Origin of the sequence: Paracoccus spongiarum (assembly GCF_030732095.1) — a bacterium.
In the GTDB taxonomy this organism is placed as follows: Bacteria; Pseudomonadota; Alphaproteobacteria; order Rhodobacterales; family Rhodobacteraceae; genus Paracoccus; species Paracoccus spongiarum.
This window is the reverse complement of the sequence record NZ_JAVAMQ010000001.1, coordinates 386,780-402,430: the sequence shown is the minus strand read 5'-3', so window position 1 is coordinate 402,430 and position 15,651 is coordinate 386,780. Positions and strand designations below refer to the sequence as shown.

Annotated in this window: 14 protein-coding genes and 1 pseudogene; 7 read left to right on the top strand and 8 right to left on the bottom strand. The window is 70.1% G+C overall.

The genetic code is table 11. The features are described 5' to 3' along the window. Nucleotides 1-39: 39 nt before the first annotated feature. Genes ytfQ through Q5Y72_RS01965 form a run of 6 tightly spaced genes read left to right on the top strand, consistent with a single transcriptional unit; the run spans nt 40 to nt 6,370 of the window. Nucleotides 40-999 carry a galactofuranose ABC transporter, galactofuranose-binding protein YtfQ gene (gene ytfQ, locus Q5Y72_RS01990; protein ID WP_305961734.1) on the top strand — a complete coding sequence of 320 codons (960 nt, stop codon included), beginning with the start codon at nt 40-42 and terminating at the stop codon, nt 997-999. Nucleotides 1,000-1,058: 59 nt separating this feature from the next. Further along, a complete protein-coding gene (locus Q5Y72_RS01985; RefSeq protein ID WP_305961733.1) occupies nt 1,059-2,558 on the top strand; it encodes a sugar ABC transporter ATP-binding protein in 1,500 nt (499 codons plus the stop codon). Then, complete coding sequence (locus Q5Y72_RS01980) at nt 2,555-3,574, top strand: ABC transporter permease (RefSeq protein ID WP_305961732.1); 1,020 nt, start codon at nt 2,555-2,557, stop codon at nt 3,572-3,574. The genes Q5Y72_RS01985 and Q5Y72_RS01980 overlap by 4 nt, the downstream gene beginning before the upstream one ends. Beyond that, nucleotides 3,571-4,554, top strand: a complete 984-nt coding sequence (yjfF, locus tag Q5Y72_RS01975) for a galactofuranose ABC transporter, permease protein YjfF (RefSeq protein ID WP_305961731.1) — start codon at nt 3,571-3,573, stop codon at nt 4,552-4,554. The genes Q5Y72_RS01980 and yjfF overlap by 4 nt, the downstream gene beginning before the upstream one ends. Further along, nucleotides 4,551-5,393, top strand: coding sequence for an SMP-30/gluconolactonase/LRE family protein (locus Q5Y72_RS01970; protein ID WP_305961730.1), 843 nt, complete (start codon nt 4,551-4,553; stop codon nt 5,391-5,393). The genes yjfF and Q5Y72_RS01970 overlap by 4 nt, the downstream gene beginning before the upstream one ends. Beyond that, nucleotides 5,390-6,370 (top strand): aldose epimerase family protein, encoded by a 981-nt coding sequence (locus Q5Y72_RS01965; protein WP_371930732.1) that lies wholly within the window; start codon nt 5,390-5,392, stop codon nt 6,368-6,370. The genes Q5Y72_RS01970 and Q5Y72_RS01965 overlap by 4 nt, the downstream gene beginning before the upstream one ends. A 4-nt stretch (nt 6,371-6,374) precedes the next feature. Here the strand turns inward: Q5Y72_RS01965 and chrA are convergent, their stop codons facing one another. From chrA to Q5Y72_RS01935, 6 genes and pseudogenes are all read right to left on the bottom strand, one after another. Further along, entirely contained in the window at nt 6,375-7,766 is a 1,392-nt protein-coding gene (gene chrA, locus Q5Y72_RS01960; protein WP_305961729.1) for a chromate efflux transporter, read from the bottom strand. A gap of 92 nt (nt 7,767-7,858) precedes the next feature. After that, nucleotides 7,859-8,224: a DMT family transporter gene (locus tag Q5Y72_RS01955; protein ID WP_305961728.1), complete on the bottom strand. Its 366-nt coding sequence runs from the start codon at nt 8,222-8,224 to the stop codon at nt 7,859-7,861. After that, nucleotides 8,224-9,465: an ArnT family glycosyltransferase gene (locus tag Q5Y72_RS01950; RefSeq protein WP_305961727.1), complete on the bottom strand. Its 1,242-nt coding sequence runs from the start codon at nt 9,463-9,465 to the stop codon at nt 8,224-8,226. Before Q5Y72_RS01950 ends, Q5Y72_RS01955 begins: the two co-directional genes overlap by 1 nt. Continuing rightward, nucleotides 9,462-10,961: a UbiA family prenyltransferase gene (locus Q5Y72_RS01945; RefSeq protein ID WP_305961726.1), complete on the bottom strand. Its 1,500-nt coding sequence runs from the start codon at nt 10,959-10,961 to the stop codon at nt 9,462-9,464. Before Q5Y72_RS01945 ends, Q5Y72_RS01950 begins: the two co-directional genes overlap by 4 nt. Nucleotides 10,962-11,226: 265 nt before the next feature. Continuing rightward, on the bottom strand, nt 11,227-11,772 hold the full coding sequence (locus tag Q5Y72_RS01940) for a DUF924 family protein (protein ID WP_305961725.1): 546 nt from the start codon (nt 11,770-11,772) through the stop codon (nt 11,227-11,229). A gap of 11 nt (nt 11,773-11,783) precedes the next feature. Beyond that, nucleotides 11,784-12,719, bottom strand: a pseudogene (locus Q5Y72_RS01935) (pirin family protein). 163 nt (nt 12,720-12,882) lie between these two features. On the opposite strand from Q5Y72_RS01935, the gene Q5Y72_RS01930 reads away from it, so the two are divergent. After that, a complete protein-coding gene (locus tag Q5Y72_RS01930) occupies nt 12,883-14,406 on the top strand; it encodes a VOC family protein (RefSeq protein WP_305961724.1) in 1,524 nt (507 codons plus the stop codon). 45 nt (nt 14,407-14,451) lie between these two features. Here the strand turns inward: Q5Y72_RS01930 and Q5Y72_RS01925 are convergent, their stop codons facing one another. Then, nucleotides 14,452-15,207 carry a VOC family protein gene (locus Q5Y72_RS01925; protein WP_305961723.1) on the bottom strand — a complete coding sequence of 252 codons (756 nt, stop codon included), beginning with the start codon at nt 15,205-15,207 and terminating at the stop codon, nt 14,452-14,454. Between the two features lie 15 nt (nt 15,208-15,222). Then, nucleotides 15,223-15,633, bottom strand: a complete 411-nt coding sequence (locus Q5Y72_RS01920) for a DoxX family protein (protein ID WP_305961722.1) — start codon at nt 15,631-15,633, stop codon at nt 15,223-15,225. Between the last annotated feature and the right edge of the window lie 18 nt (nt 15,634-15,651).

The following is a 15,651-nucleotide window of genomic DNA, read 5'->3' as shown; positions in this document are numbered from 1 at the left end:
AAAGACAGTGCACGGTCATGAAACCCAAGGGAGGACAAGATGACCACGAGAACCCTGATGACAACCGTCGCCGCGCTGGCGATGACCGCCACCGCCGCGCTGGCCGAGGGCCAGACCATCGGCTTTTCGCAGATCGGCTCGGAATCGGGCTGGCGCGCGGCGGAAACGACGCTGACCCAGACCCAGGCCAAGGAACGCGGCTACCAGCTGCAATTCTCGGACGCGCAGCAGAAGCAGGAAAACCAGATCGCCGCGATCCGGTCCTTCATCGCCCAGGGCGTCGATGCCATCCTGCTGGCGCCGGTCGTGGCGACGGGCTGGGATTCGGTGCTGGAAGAGGCAAAGGAGGCCGAGATCCCGGTGGTGCTGCTGGACCGTCAGGTGGACAGTTCGGACGACATGTACCTGACGGCCGTCGGCTCGAACCTCGTGCATGAGGGCGAGGTGGCCGGCACGTGGCTGGCCGAGACGGTGGCGGGCAAGGATTGCCGGATCGTCGAGTTGCAGGGCACCACCGGGTCAAGCCCGGCGATCGATCGCAAGACCGGCTTCGAAAATGCCATCAAGGACCACGCCAACCTTCAGATCGTGCGCAGCCAGACCGGCGATTTCACCCGCGCGCAGGGCAAGGAGGTGATGGAAAGCTTTCTTCAGGCCGAGAATGGCGGCAAGGACATCTGCGCGCTTTACGCCCATAACGACGACATGGCGGTGGGCGCGATCCAGGCCATCAAGGAGGCGGGGCTGGCGCCGGGCAAGGATATCCTTGTGGTGTCGATCGACGCCGTGCCAGACATCTTCAAGGCGATGGCCGATGGCGAGGCCAATGCCACGGTCGAGCTGACGCCGAACATGGCCGGCCCCGCCTTCGACGCGCTGGAAGCCTACTGGAAGGACGGCACGATGCCGGCCAAGTTCATCCAGACCGACTCGCGCCTCTACACGCAGGCCGACGATCCGGCTGGCGAATACGAGGCCCGCAAGGATCTGGGCTACTGATCCGCAGGGCCGGGCCGCCCCCCGCGGGCGGTCCGGCACCCCTCAGGCGCGAGGCCGCGATGCTGTTGACGATCCGCTCGCTGAGCAAAACCTTTCCCGGCACGCGGGCGCTGGACGCGGTCGATCTGGACCTGCGCGCGGGCGAGGTCCATGCGCTTCTGGGCGAGAACGGCGCCGGAAAATCGACGCTGATCAAGTGCCTGACGGGCGCCTATCGCCGCGACGCCGGCACGGTCACGCTGGACGGCGCAAGGATCGACCCGGCCTCGACCCGCGAGGCGCAGATACTGGGCATCGGCACGGTCTATCAGGAGGTGAACCTGCTGGCCAATCTGACGGTCGCGCAGAACCTGATGTTCGGGCGCGAGCCGCGCCGCTGGGGGCTGATCGACAGCCGCGCGATGCGGGCCGAGGCCCGCGCGCTGCTGGCCCCCTACGGGCTGCAGATCGACGTGGATCGCGATCTTGGCAGCTATTCGGTGGCGATCCGCCAGATCATCGCCATCGCCCGCGCGGTGGCGCTGTCGGGCAAGGTCCTGATCCTGGACGAACCCACGGCCAGCCTCGACGCGGCCGAGGTGCGGATGGTCTTCGACGTGGTGCGCGGCCTGCGCGCGCGCGGGCTGGGGATCGTGTTCGTGTCGCATTTCCTGGACCAGGTCTTCGATCTCTGCGACCGCGTGACGGTGCTGCGCAACGGCCGCAAGGTGGTCACCGCCCACATCGCGGGCCTCGACCGGATGCAGCTGATCGAACACATGCTGGGACGCGCGCTGGAGGCCGGGATCCATCACGACGCCCGCGCGGACACCAGCCCGCAGCGCCCCGGACTGCTGCGCTTTGACGGCATCGGCCGGCGCGGCGTGCTGGAACCGTTCGACCTGGCGATCGGCCAGGGCGAGGTCGTCGGGCTGGCCGGGTTGCTGGGCTCGGGCCGCACCGAAACCGCGGAACTGATGTTCGGCATCCGGCCGTCGCAATCGGGGCGGGCCAGCGACGCCGCGGGGCCGCTGGACCTGTCCAGCCCGCGCGCTGCCATCGCCGCCGGCTTCGGCTTTGCCCCTGAGGATCGCAAGACCGAGGGCATCGTCGGCGAGCTGTCGCTGCGCGAGAACATCGTGCTGGGCCTTCAGGCGCGGCGCGGATGGGCCCGGCCCCTGCCGCGCGCCGAACAGAACCGGCTGGCCGACGACTACATCGCCCGGCTCGACATCCGCACCTCGGGCCGCGACAAGCCGATCGGCGAATTGTCGGGCGGCAACCAGCAAAAGGCGGTGCTGGCCCGCTGGCTGGCGATGAACCCGCGCTTCCTGATCCTGGACGAGCCGACGCGCGGCATCGACGTGGGCGCCCATGCCGAGATCCTGCGGCTGATCGACAAGCTGACGCGGTCGGGCATGTCGGTCCTGCTGATCAGCAGCGAGATCGACGAGCTGGTGGCCGCCTCGGACCGGGTGATCGTCCTGCGCGACCGGCGCCATGTCGCCGCGCTTGAGGGACCGCGCGTCACCGGGGACGAGATCATGCGCGCCATCGCCCTGGACGGGGCGGCAGCATGAGCCTGATCGGACGCCTTGCCCCGCAGCTGATCGCACTGGTGGCGCTTGTCGCGCTGGTGACGGCGGTGTTTCCGGGGTTTCTGGACATCTCGCTCAGCGATGGGCGGCTTGTCGGGCCGGTGATCGACGTGTTGAAGCGCGGCGCCCCCGTGGCCCTTCTGGCCGTGGGCATGACGCTGGTGATCGCCACGCGCGGCATCGACCTGTCGGTGGGCGCGACCATGGCCATCTGCGGCGCGGTCGCGGCCCATGCCATCGCCTCGGGCTGGGGCCTGGCAGCCGCGCTTGCGCTGGCGCTGGGCGCGGGCGGGCTTGCGGGGCTCTGGAACGGGGTGCTGGTCGCGGTGGTCGGCATCCAGCCCTTCGTGGCGACGCTGATCCTGATGACGATGGGGCGCGGGATTGCCCAGCTGATCACCGAGGGGCGCATCCTGACCTTCACCGATCCGGGCTTTGCCTTCTTCGGTTCGGGCAATCTCCTGGGGCTGCCGGTGCCTGCCTGGCTGTGGCTGGCGACCGGTGCCACGGTCGCGCTGCTGATGCGGCGCAGCGCGCTTGGGTTGCTGGTCGAGGCGATCGGCGTGAACCGCCGCGCCAGCGCGCTGGCCGGGGTGAACGCGACGGTGCTGCTGATCGCGGTCTATGTCGCCGCGGGCGTCTGTGCCGCGCTGGCCGGGATCGTGGTGACGGCCGACATCCGCGGCGCCGATGCCAACAACGCCGGGCTGTGGCTTGAACTGGACGCGATCCTGGCCGTGGTGATCGGCGGCAACTCGCTGCTGGGCGGGCGGTTTTCCATCGCCGCCTCGCTGATCGGCGCGCTGATCATCCAGACCATCGACACCGGCATCCTGCTGGCGGGCTATCCGTCCGAATACAACCTGGTCATCAAGGCGGGGCTGGTGCTGGTCATCCTGGTGCTGCAATCGCCGCGCATCTCGGCCCGATACCGGCTGTGGCGCGACAGCCGAAGGCTGGGCCGCGAGGTCCGCGCGGCAGGCGGGGGGCGGCCATGATCCGCGCCCGGATGCTGCCGCTCGGCGTCACCATCGCCATCTTCCTGGTGGCCTGGCTGCTGTGCTGGCTGCAGTTCCCCAACATCCTGTCCACGCGGGTGATCGGCAACCTGCTGACCGACAACGCCTATCTGGGCATCGTGGCGGTGGGGATGACGCTGGTGATCCTGTCGGGCGGGATCGACCTGTCGGTGGGCAGCGTCATCGCCTTTTCGGGCGTCTTCATCGCGGTGACGCTGCGCGACACCGCGCTGCACCCGCTGCTGGTCTTTGCGCTGCTGCTGGCGATCACCACCGGGTTCGGCGCGGCGATGGGGCTGCTGATCGACCGGCTGGCGATGCCGGCCTTCATCGTGACGCTGGCCGGCATGTTCCTGGCGCGCGGCGCGGCCTACATGCTGTCGATCGATTCGGTGCCGATCCAGCATCCCTTCTACAAGTCCCTGCAATCGGCCTACTGGCTGATGCCCGGCAAGGGGCGGCTGACGCTGATCGGGGTGCTGATGCTGCTGGCGGTGCTGGCCGGCATGGTGATCGCCCACAAGACCCGCTTCGGTGCCAGCATCTACGCGCTTGGCGGCGGCGAGGCGACCGCGCGGCTGATGGGGGTGCGGCAGGGGCGCACGATCATGCTGGTCTATGCGTTTTCGGGGCTGATGGCAGGACTGTCGGGGATCGTCTTCTCGGTCTACACCGGCTCGGGCTATTCGCTGTCGACGGTCGGCACGGAACTGACCGCCATCGCCGCGGTGGTGATCGGGGGCACCCTGCTCAGCGGGGGGGCGGGCCATGTCTTCGGCACGCTGGTGGGGGTGCTGACGATGGGCCTCATCCAGACCTACATCGTCTTCGACGGCAGCCTGTCCAGCTGGTGGACCAAGATCGTGATCGGCATCCTGCTGCTGGTCTTCATCCTGTTGCAGAAGGCGCTGATGCGCCTGTCGCAATCACGACTGGCCCAAGCCGGAGATCCGCCATGACGCCGTTTGACGACCGCATCTGCGACCTGGGCGAGGGGCCGCTGTGGCATCCGCTGCGCGGGCAGTTCTTCTGGTTCGACATCCTCGGCCGGCGGCTTCTGTCGCGCGAGGCGGGCCTGCCGCTGGACTGGCGCTTCGACCGCATGGCCTCGGCGGCGGGCTGGGTGGATCGCGACCGGCTGATCGTCGCGACCGAGACCGGGCTGGCGCTGCTGGACCTGACCCGTGGCGTCTTGCAGATGCTGGCAGAGGTCGAGGCCGACCAGCCCGACACGCGCTCGAATGACGGGCGGGCCGACCGGCAGGGCGGCTTCTGGTTCGGCACCATGGGCAAGCAGGCGCAGCAGGGGCGCGGCGCGATCTATCGCTGGTATCGCGGTGACCTGCGCCGTCTGGTCAGCGGCATCACCATCCCGAACGCGATCTGCTTTTCCGCCGATGGCCGCAGCGCGCATTACGCCGACACGCGGCAAGGCCGGGTCTGGCGGCTGGATCTGGACGCCGCGGGCTGGCCGCAGGGCGCGCCGCGGCCCTATCTGGACCTGCGCGGCGACGGGCTGAACCCCGACGGCGCGGTGATCGACGCCGAGGGCGCGCTGTGCCTCGCCTGCTGGGGCGCGGGGCGGGTGATCCGCTTCGACCCCTCGGGCGGGCGGCTGGACGAGGTGGCGGTCGGCGGGCTGCACAGCTCCTGCCCCGCGCTTGGCGGTGCGGATCTGCGCGACATGCTGGTGACCACCGCGCGCGAGGGGATCGCCGATCCCGACCCCGCGCAGGGGCTGCCCTGGCTGGTGCGCGCCCCGGCGCCCGGCCTGCCCGAGCCGCAGGTCCTGCTGTGATCGCGCGGCCCTGCGGCAGCCTGCCCGATGGCCGTCAGGTGCAGCGCGTGACCCTGCGCGGCGGACGGCTGACGGCGCGGGTGCTGACCCTTGGCGCCATCGTGCAGGACCTGCGGCTGGACGGCGTGGGCCACCCGCTGGTGCTGGGCTGCCCCGAGCCGGCCGATTACCTGGCCGGCGGCCGCTATCTGGGCGCGATCGTCGGACGCTTCGCCAACCGCATCGGCGGCGCGCGGTTCCGGCTGGACGGGCGCGACCATGCGACCGATGCGAATTTCCGCGCCCGCCACACGCTGCATGGCGGCGCCGAGGGCTGCGACCTGATGCTGTGGCATGTCGAGGCGCTGGCCAGCGACCGGGTCTCGCTGCGGCTTGAACTGCCGGACGGGCATATGGGCTTTCCGGGGCGGCTGCGGATCGGCGCGCAGATTTCGCTGGCCGATGACGCCCTCGGGCTGACGCTTCTGGCCCAGACCGACGCCCCCACCCCCTGCAGCCTGGCCCATCACGGCTATTTCGACCTCGACGGATCCGGCGATGCGCGCGACCATCGTCTGCAGGTCATGGCCGACGGCTACCTGCCCGTCGATGACGACCTGATCCCCACCGGAGAGATCGCGCCGGTCGCCGGTGGCCGCTTCGACTTCCGGGCCGGGCGCGGCATCGGTGATGGCGGGTATGACCACAATTTCTGCCTCTCGGATGCCCCGCAGGCGCTGCGCCCGGTGGCCCGCCTGACCGGGCGGGACGGGCTGTCGATGACGGTCGAGACCACCGCCTGCGGGTTGCAGCTGTACGACGGCGCGCATCTGTCCGGGGTCGCCGGGCAGGACGGCCGCAGCCACGGCGCGCATGCCGGCATCGCGCTGGAAACGCAGCACTGGCCCGACGCGCCGAACCGGCCCAATTTCCCCGATGCCATCCTGCGCCCCGGCCGCATCTATGCCGAAACGACGCGCTATCGCTTTTCGGCCTGACGGCCTAGATCGCGCCGGCCAGATGCAGCAGCAGGCCGGCGAGCCCCGCGCCCGCCAGAACCGCCGCGATGCCAAGCCGCAGCACGAAGATCGCCACAAGCGCCGCCGCCGACAGCAGGGCCGCGGCCGGGTCGAAGGAGGCCGCGATCGGCATCTCTAGCCGCAGCGGACCGGCTGACAGAACCATCGTGTCGCGCCAGATCAGGTGAAGCGCGAACCACAGGCCGAGGTTCAGGATGACCCCGACGACCGCCGCGGTCACCGCCGTCAGCGCGGCCGACAGGCCGCGATGGCCGCGCAGCGCCTCGATCGCGGGTGCGCCGAGGAAGATCCAGGCAAAGCAGGGGGCAAAGGTCACCCAGCTTGCCAGCAGCCCGCCCGCGGTCGCGGCCAGCAGCGGCTGGTCCCAGCCCGCCTCGCGCAGCGCGGCCATGAAGCCCACGAATTGCAGCACCATGATCAGCGGCCCCGGCGTCGTCTCGGCCATCCCGAGCCCGTCCAGCATCTCGCCCGGTGCCAGCCAGCCCAGCGGCCCCGCCGCCTCCTGCGCGACCCAGGCAAGGACCGCATAGGCGCCGCCAAAGCTGAGCACCGCCAGCTTCGAGAAGAACAGCGCGATCTGCGCGAAGATGCTGTCCGGCACCAGCAGCCACAACGCGGCTACCGGCGCCAGCCACAGCAGCAGCGCGATGAGGCCCGCGTGCCGGGCGGCCCTCGCGGCCCGCGGCGGTGGGGCGGTGTCCGGGCCCAGCAGGGTCTGCGCATCCTCGACCTGCCGCGGCCCGGTGCCGTGCCCGCCCAAGCGGGGCCGGAACCCTGCCAGCCCTGCCGCCGCGCCGGCCCAGCCGGCCAGTGCGGCCGCCGCCACCACGAGCGGGAAGGGCGCCCCGAACAGCAGCAGCGCAAGAAACGCCGCGGCGGCCACCGCCCGCAAGGCGCCGGATGGCAGCGCGCGCCCGCCCAGGCGCAGCACCGCCTGCACCACGATCGCCAGCACCGCCGCCTTGATCCCGAAGAAGATCGCCGCGACCGGCGGCGCGTCGCCATGAACCGCATAAAGCCAGCTGAGCGCCATGATCGCGACGAGGCCGGGCAGGATGAACAGCAGCCCGGCGATCAGCGCCCCGCGCAGGCCATGAACAAGCCACCCGACATAGGTCGCCAGTTGCTGCGCCTCGGGTCCGGGCAGCAGCATGCAGAAGTTGAGCGCGTGCAGGAACCGGCCGTCGCCCAGCCAGCGGCGCTCGTCGACGAGGATGCGATGCATCACCGCGATCTGACCGGCCGGCCCGCCGAAACTGAGAAGGGCGATCCGGCCCCAGACCCGAAACGCCTCGGCAAGGCCAGGGCGGGCCGGGGGCGCGGGGGGGCGGGGGTCGTCGGTCGCGCGGATCATCGGATCGCCATGCCGGAAAGTGTCGCGGCCATCATGCCGCGGCGCCGGGATGCGTCAAGATCAGGCAGGCTGACCGGGGCGGCGCGGGCGCCTCAGCCGAGGTTCCCCGCCATCGCGGTGACGACAAGCCCCGCGACGATCAGGCCCAGCCCCGCGACGCGGGTGAGGTTGATGACCTCCTGCTGGAACAGCGCGCCGATCACCGTCAGGCAGACCATCGCCAGCGCGGTGACGGCGGTGTAGGTCAGGCTCAGCGAATAGATGCGGATCGCGGCGACGAAGGCCGACAGCAGGCTGACCGCGCTCAGCACCGCAAGCCACATCCAGCCGGACCGGAGGATCGAAAGGATCAGCGGGAAGAAGCCATGCGTGTCAAGACTTTGCCCGCCTTTCTTCAAGAAGAGATTCAGGGCCACGTTCGAGCCTGCGGCAATGAAGATCAGCAACCAGTGGCTCATCATGCGGGTCCCATCCTTGCAACCGGGTGGCCGGATCGCGCCTGCCAGCGGCGCCACAGCGCCACCAGCGCCAGCGCCGCCATCATGGCGATGAAGGCCGAACTGGGCATGTGATAGCGATCCTCGGCCACCACCACGGCGTGCAGCGCGGTGAAATAGCCCCACAGGGCGACCGGCGGGTTGAACAGGGCCGCGATCCAGCCTGCGCGGCCGACCAGCACGGCGATGCCGGCGAAGCCGCCCAGAAAGACCAGATACCAGTAGCCGGTGGCCACCAGCTTCAGCAGGGTCATGCCGGTGCCGCCGATCCTCGGTTCCAGCGCGTCGCCGTTCCAGACCACGCCGATGGTCTCGCGGTTGTTCAGCTTGAACAGCTTGATCGCGGCCAGTTTCAGGGCCTGGCCGGGATGATCGCGCATGAACTGCCTGGCCTTGTCCTTCAGGAATTCGGCGCGCTCGATCTCGGACATGGTCTCGACCTCGGGGGGCAGCGGCATGTAGCCGCCGCGGCTGTCGGGGTTGTTGCCCATCCACAGGTTCGGCCCGAAATTCGTCGACACCATCACCGGCGCGCCCAGCACACGGTCGTTGCGGATCGTCCAGGGCAGCGCGACCAGCAGGATCAGCAGCATCGCGACCCCGGCCTCCAGCGCGGTGCGGGCGAAGCCGCGCGGCCCGCGCGCCAGGTCGGCCAGCGCCAGCGCGACGGGCACCAGCAGGATCACCGGGCGCACATAGCCGGCGATGCCCCAGATCAGCCCCGCCAGGATCAGGTTGGCCAGCGGGTGGCCCGCCGGGCGCTGCCAGAAGAACAGTCCGGCCAGGGTCAGGGCGATGAAGAACAGCTCGCTCGACAGGATCGTGGTAAAGACGATCAGGTTCGGCCAGATCGCCACGAGCGCCATGGCCGCAAGGCCCACCGTGGCGCCGAACCAGCGCGTCGCCAGCGCATGGGTCAGCACGATGGCCAGCCCGCCTGCCAGCAGGTTCAGGATCACCACGCCCCAGTAGCTGTCGGTGAACAGATAGGTGAACGCGATTGCCGCCGAGGTGCCGACGGCCCAGTAGGCGGTCGGTTCGCTGGCGGTCCAGCCATAGATGCCGTGATCGACGATGTTGCGGGCGAACTGGTGATAGGCCCAGCTGTCCGACATCGGCATCACCGGCACCGCCACCGCCCAGGCCAGCCGCAGGCCCATGCCGATGGTGAGGATGATCCAGAAGGTGCGGGCCGGGCTCATGCGCTGGCCCCCATGGCGGCAAGGCCGAAGATCAGCAGCATCGCCAGCCCGCTCAGCAGGCTGACGCGGTCGCGCAGGGTGAAGACGATGGGATCGTCGGTCATGAAGCCGCGGCGGGTCAGCAGCTGCATCCGGCCCAGCCAGAAGAACAGCACGGGGCAGATGAACAGCAGCCAGTCGGGCCGGCCGAAATGGGTCTGCACCTCGGCATCCTGCGAATACAGCGCAAAGACCAGCACTGCCAATTGCGCCGCGCCGATCGACATGGCCTGAAGGATGGGCAGGTCGCCCGCCTGCATGTTGCGCCCGGCGGTCTTGTCGCTGCCGCGGCGCGCCATGTCCTCGAGTTCGGCCTGCCGCTTGATGGTGGCGAGCGCGAAGAACAGGAACATCGAGAAGACCAGCAGCCAGGGCGACAGCGTGATCGCCGTCGCCGCCGCGCCGGCCACGATCCGCAGCGTGTAGAGCGCCGCAAGCCCCAGCACGTCGGCGACCATCTTGCGCTTGAGCCAGAAGGAATAGGCCGAGGTCGCCAGCAGGTAGACCAGCAGCACCGCGAGGAAGGCCGGCGGCAGCAGCGCCGCCGAGATCAGCAGGGTCGTGACCAGCAGGCCCGCGGCGACGACCAGCCCCTGCCGGGCATTGGCCGCGCCCGAGGCGAAGGGCCGCAGCCGCTTGCGCGGATGGGCGCGGTCCGAAGGCAGGTCGACCAGATCGTTGACGATGTAGATGGCCGAGGCCGCCAGCGAAAAGCACAGCATCGCCAGCAGCGCCGCCGGCAGGCCCGCGATGTCCTGCGCGGTCAGCACCGGCAGCAGGATCAGCAGGTTCTTGGCCCATTGATGCGGACGGCACGCGCGGGTCAGCGCCGCGACGGGCCAGCCGGTCTCGGCGCCGACCGGCTGCAGCGTCAGACCCTGCGCCTGCGCCGCCTTTCGCAGGGCCTGCCCGGCGCGCACCCCGTAGGCCCGCCGCGCGACGGCCCAGACTGGCAGGTCGGTGGCGCTGTCGCCGACATAGTCGAACCCGCCCTCGCCGAAATTCTCGGCCAGAAATCGCGCCTTGGCGGCGCCGCGCAGATTGCCCTCGGCCACCGGGCTGCCGGTTCCGATCGCCAGATCGAAGAGGCCGAGATGCGCGGCAACTGCCTCGACCTGGCGGTGATCGGCGGCCGAGACCAGCGCGACGGGCCGGCCCTCGGCCCTCGCATCGCGGATCATTGCCAGAACGTCGTCGTCATAGGGCAGGGCGGCGGGATCGACGATCCGGCGGTCGGCGACGTGTCGTTTGAACCCCTCGCGGCCCTCGCGCAGCCAGATCGGCAGGTGCAGCGCGGTGCCGGGCCGGTCGGCCATCAGGCCCAGCAAGCCTTCATGGAGCGTGTCGGTGCGGCACAGCGTGCCATCGAGATCGACGATCAGCGGCACCGCATCCGGGGCGAAGCCCTCGCCGCCGATGGGGTCAAGCAGATCCGCCTGCGGGGGATGCGCGCTCATCGGCGGCTCCACGCGGGGCAGCGGGCGGCAGGGCTGGGCGCAACAACGCTGGGCACGGCAGGCATTTCCTCGCGGCCCGCCGGCGGGCGCGGGCCTTTACTCGTGACATCGACAGGCGCGCGGTCGCCCGCGCAGGGCTGACCGGAACCTATCGCCAAGCCCGTGTTGTCGCAATCTGAAATGCACGCAATGGTTTACGCACATGCCTGTCATTATGGGCAAGTCCGGTCGCTGCCCGCAGGATCGGCAATCTGCCTTCGACCTTCTAGAAGCCCTGATGGGTCTTCAGGAACTCGGCCTCCTCGGGGCGGGTCTCGCGGCCCAGCACGGCGTTGCGGTGCGGAAAGCGGTCGAACCGCGCGATGATGTCGCGGTGCTCGCGCGCGAATTTCAGCGAATTCTCGTTGCCGAGTTCCTCGTAAAGCCGCACCGAGCGGTCCTGGTCGTCCAGATCCTCGCTGTGCATGAAAGGCAGGTAGAAGAACTGCCGGGCTTCAGGATCCACCTGCCGGTCGTGGCCGCGATCCAGCGCGGCGCGGGCGTGGCGCAGGGCCAGGTCGTTGCTTTCGAAACTGCGCGCCGATCCGCGGAACATGTTTCGCGGAAACTGGTCCAGCGCGATCACCAGCGCCAGCGCGTCCTGCGGGTCGCCCATCCAGTGATCCAGATGGCCGCCATGCGCCGCCTCGTAGGTTTCCCCGAACAGCTGGATGATCTGTCGGTCGATCTCGTCCGACTTCGCGAACCACCAGGGCTTCATCGCGTCCGAAAACCAGAAATCGCGCACATCCTGCGGGGTCTTGACGGTCATGGTCTGTCTCCTCAATCGGGCAGCGGAATATGCTCGCCGCGGTCATCGGCGGGCAGGTCGAACATGCCCTCGCCCCAACGTTCGGCCCGCCACTGGCGTTTCGCCTCTTCGATGCGCTCGCGCGAGGAGGCGACGAAATTCCACCAGATGTGGCGCGACCCGTTCAGCGTCGCGCCGCCAAGCGCCATCAGCCGCGCGCCCCGGTCGCCTGCGGCGACGGTGATCGCGTCGCCGGGGCGGAACACCATCATCTGCCCGGCCTGATAGTCCTGCCCGGCGATGCTGATGCTGCCCTCGGTGATGTAGATGCCGCGATCCTCGTGATCATCGGGCAGCGGAAGACGCGCGCGCGGGTCCAGCCGCACGTCCAGATAGAAGGTGTCGGAATACATCGTCGCGGGGGCGGTCGCACCATAGGCATGGCCCAGGATCAGCCGCGCGTCGATGCCCTGGTCGCGGATCTGCGGCAACGCCTCGGCGCCGTGATGTTCGAAACTGGGCGCCATGTCCTCGTGGCTTTCGGGAAGGGCGATCCAGGTCTGGATGCCGAACAGGCTGTTCGGGCCCTTGCGGGCCTCGGCCGAGGTGCGTTCCGAATGGGTGACCCCCTTGCCGGCCACCATCCAGTTCAGCGCGCCGGGGCGGATGATCTAGTCGCTGCCGATGCTGTCGCGATGGTGGAAATCGCCGCGATACAGATAGGTGACGGTGCCAAGGCCGATATGGGGATGTGGCCGCACGTCGATGCCCTGACCGGTCAGGAACTCGGCCGGGCCGGCCTGGTCGAAGAAGATGAACGGCCCGACCATCTGGCGGCGCGGGGCGGGCAGGGCGCGGCGCACCTCGAAGCCGCCGATGTCGCGGGCGCGGGGGATGATCAGCGTCTCGATGGCGTCGGCGCCGATCTGGTCGGGGCAGCCGGGGGTCAGGGCGGGGTTCCAGCTCATGCGCGTTCCTTTCGTGGCTGGCCGGGTCTCGTGACAGGTTGGGCGCAAATCCCCGAACGGGCAAGGGCCGCGGCGTTCGCATCCGCCGAACGCCGGGTTATCGTGGGTCCGGCTGGCGGCGACGGGCCGCCGGCGCCATCTTGGCCGCGAAAGGAGAACCGCGATGACGACGGGACTTCACCATGTGACGGCCATCACGCGCGACGTGCAGGCCAATGTCGATTTCTGGATGGGTTTTCTGGGCCTGTCGCTGGTCAAGCAGACGGCGGGCTTCGAGGATGCCGACCAGTTGCACCTGTTCTATGGCGATCCGGCGGGCAGCCCCGGCTCGCTGGTCAGCTTTCTCGTCTGGCAGGACGGCGCGCCGGGCCGCGTCGGGCTGGGCCAGGTGGCCGAGATCGCGCTGGCGATCCCGCGCGCCCGGATCGGCGACTGGCTGACCCGCGCCATGCAGCGCGGCCTGCGGATCGAGGGGCCGATGCGCGAATTCGGCGCGCCGGTGCTGCGGCTGCGCGACCCTGACGGGATCATCGTCAAGCTGGTCGGCGGCGATCTGCCCGATCCCGGCTGGCCGGCGGCGCCCGCGCGGCTGCATTCGGTCACGCTGTGGTCGGGCGATCCCGCCGCGACGGGCGCGTTCCTCGAGGGGTTCGGCTTTCGCGCGGGACCGGTCGAGGACGGCGTGACCCGGCTGGTGTCGGACAGCGACGTGCTGGACATCCGCGCGGCCGGCGGCTTCGTGGCGGGCATTCCGGGCACCGGGATCATCGACCATGTCGCGCTGCGCGTTCCCGATGCCGTGGCGATTGCGGCACAGCGCGACCGGCTGGCCCTGGCCGGGTTCGCGGGCGACACGACGCTGCACGACCGGCGCTATTTCACCTCGCTCTACCTGCGCGAGCCGGGCGGCAGCCTGATCGAGCTTGCCAGCGACGGCCCCGGCATGGCGGTGGACGAGCCCGCCGACCGGCTGGGCCGGGTGCTGATGATGCCGCCGCATGTCGGCGCGCGGGGCGACGACCTGCGGGTCAGCCTGCCGCAATTCGCCCGTCCGGGCGCAGAAAGGACCGTGATGAGAGACCTGCCCTTCACCCACCGCCTGCATCGTCCCGAGGACCCCGATGGCAGCACGATGCTGCTGCTGCACGGCACCGGCGGCAACGAGGCCGACCTGATGCCGCTGGCCCACCGCATTGCCCCCCGCGCCACCCTGCTGGGGCTGCGCGGGCGGTCCACCGAAGAGGGCGTGGCGCGGTTCTTCCGGCGGCTGTCGATGACGAGGTTCGACCAGCAGGACATCCGGTTCGAGGCCGAGGCTTTCGCCGCCTTCTGGCAGGGCGCGGTCGCGGCCTATGGGCTGGACCCCGCGCGCATCACCGTGCTGGGCTATTCCAACGGCGCGAATTTCGCAGGCGCGGTGATGGCGCTGTCGCCGGGGCTGATCCGCCGGGCCATCCTGATGCGGCCGATGGCGGTGCTGGAGGATCTGCCGCGCGTCGATCTGTCGGGAAGCCGGGTTCTGACGCTGGCCGGGGCGCGCGATCCCTATGGCGCCCATGCGCCGGCCCTGAACGACTGGCTGCGCGCATCCGGCGCCGATCTGGATGCCCGGATCGTCGCGGCGGGGCACGAATTGTCGCCCGCCGATCCGGAAGCTGCCGCCGCATGGATGGCCGCGGCGGGCTGACGATGCCGAACGCCGCCCCTGTCGAAAGGGGCGGCGGTCGTCATCTCAGACAAGGCGGAACCGCGTCCCCCACGGGTCGCCCAGCGTGGCCCCCGCGTGCGAATGGCCGCGGATCACCACCTCGGCCAGCCCGGCATGGCCATCGGGGCGCGGACCGGCGCCGCGGCTGTTCCAGACGTTGCCGGCGAGGTGGTGGTGATAGCCGTCCCAGCCATACCACGCCCCGCCCGGCCCGCCGAAGGTCTGCGCAAGGCCCAGCCCCTCGCGGAAGAACCGGTCGGCTTGCGGCAATTCGCCGACCTGCAGGTGGACATGGCCCACCACGCTGCCCTCGGGAATGCCGCGCCATGCGCTCGTCCCGCTGGCCGCCAGATCGTTCAGGTCCAGCCGGCGGGTGAACATCTCGATCCGGTCGCCGTCGCGGGTCCAGTCTGCGGGATCGCGGTCGCGATAGATCTCGATGCCGTTGCCCTCGGGGTCGTCCAGGTACAGTGCCTCGCTGACGCCGTGGTCGCTGGCACCGGTCAGGCGGATGCCCGCGCCTGCGGCGTGGCGCAGCCAGCGGCCCAGATCGGCCCGGCCGGGCAGCAGGAAGGCGGTGTGGAACAGTCCCGCATCGCGGGGATCGCGGGGCCGGGCCTGCCGGTCGCCGCGCAGTTCCACCAGCACCTGCCCGCCGGTGCCCAGCCGCCGCGTCCCGCCATCGCCGCCCATCGCGACGAGGCCCAGCGCGGTTTCGTAGAATTCGGCCATGCCCGGAAGGTCGCGCACGGTCAGGGCGATGTGGTCGATGCCGGTCATGGCGATGTCCTTTCCTCAGTCCTGCGTCACTGCGGCGCGGCCGCTGCCCAGCAGGGCCTGCACGATCAGCGCCAGCGTCCAGAAGGCGGGATATTCCCAGCCGCCGCCCTCGTTCGAGAAGAAGAAGCCCTTGGCGCCGTGGCTGAAGGCGATGGTGCCCAGCATCACCGGCACCAGCGCCAGCGCCACCAGCCGGGTCCGATAGCCGAGGATCAGCGCAAGCCCGCCCAGCAGTTCGGCGGCGATCACCACCCAGGCCAGGGCGCCGGGCAGCCCGATCGAGGCGAAGAATTGCGCGGTGCCGGCGGGGGTGAAGACGAAGATCTTCAGCCCGGCATGGGCGAGGAACAGCACGCCCATCGCGACGCGCAGGATCAGCGCGGCGGTGGCGGGGTCGTCGAGGCGGTGGTTCAGTCGGGTCAGCATGTCCTGTGTCCTTGTGGA

Excerpts from the sequence above, each read along its gene's own strand:
- Q5Y72_RS01980 (WP_305961732.1), top strand. The coding sequence starts at position 2,555 with ATGAGCCTGATCGGACGCCTTGCCCCGCAGCTGATCGCACTGGTGGCG.
- ytfQ (WP_305961734.1), top strand. The coding sequence starts at position 40 with ATGACCACGAGAACCCTGATGACAACCGTCGCCGCGCTGGCGATGACC.
- Q5Y72_RS01940 (WP_305961725.1), bottom strand. The coding sequence starts at position 11,772 with ATGACCGTCAAGACCCCGCAGGATGTGCGCGATTTCTGGTTTTCGGAC.
- Q5Y72_RS01930 (WP_305961724.1), top strand. The coding sequence starts at position 12,883 with ATGACGACGGGACTTCACCATGTGACGGCCATCACGCGCGACGTGCAG.
- Q5Y72_RS01985 (WP_305961733.1), top strand. The coding sequence starts at position 1,059 with ATGCTGTTGACGATCCGCTCGCTGAGCAAAACCTTTCCCGGCACGCGG.
- chrA (WP_305961729.1), bottom strand. The coding sequence starts at position 7,766 with ATGATCCGCGCGACCGACGACCCCCGCCCCCCCGCGCCCCCGGCCCGC.
- Q5Y72_RS01925 (WP_305961723.1), bottom strand. The coding sequence starts at position 15,207 with ATGACCGGCATCGACCACATCGCCCTGACCGTGCGCGACCTTCCGGGC.
- Q5Y72_RS01945 (WP_305961726.1), bottom strand. The coding sequence starts at position 10,961 with ATGAGCGCGCATCCCCCGCAGGCGGATCTGCTTGACCCCATCGGCGGC.
- yjfF (WP_305961731.1), top strand. The coding sequence starts at position 3,571 with ATGATCCGCGCCCGGATGCTGCCGCTCGGCGTCACCATCGCCATCTTC.
- Q5Y72_RS01955 (WP_305961728.1), bottom strand. The coding sequence starts at position 8,224 with ATGAGCCACTGGTTGCTGATCTTCATTGCCGCAGGCTCGAACGTGGCC.
- Q5Y72_RS01970 (WP_305961730.1), top strand. The coding sequence starts at position 4,551 with ATGACGCCGTTTGACGACCGCATCTGCGACCTGGGCGAGGGGCCGCTG.
- Q5Y72_RS01950 (WP_305961727.1), bottom strand. The coding sequence starts at position 9,465 with ATGAGCCCGGCCCGCACCTTCTGGATCATCCTCACCATCGGCATGGGC.
- Q5Y72_RS01920 (WP_305961722.1), bottom strand. The coding sequence starts at position 15,633 with ATGCTGACCCGACTGAACCACCGCCTCGACGACCCCGCCACCGCCGCG.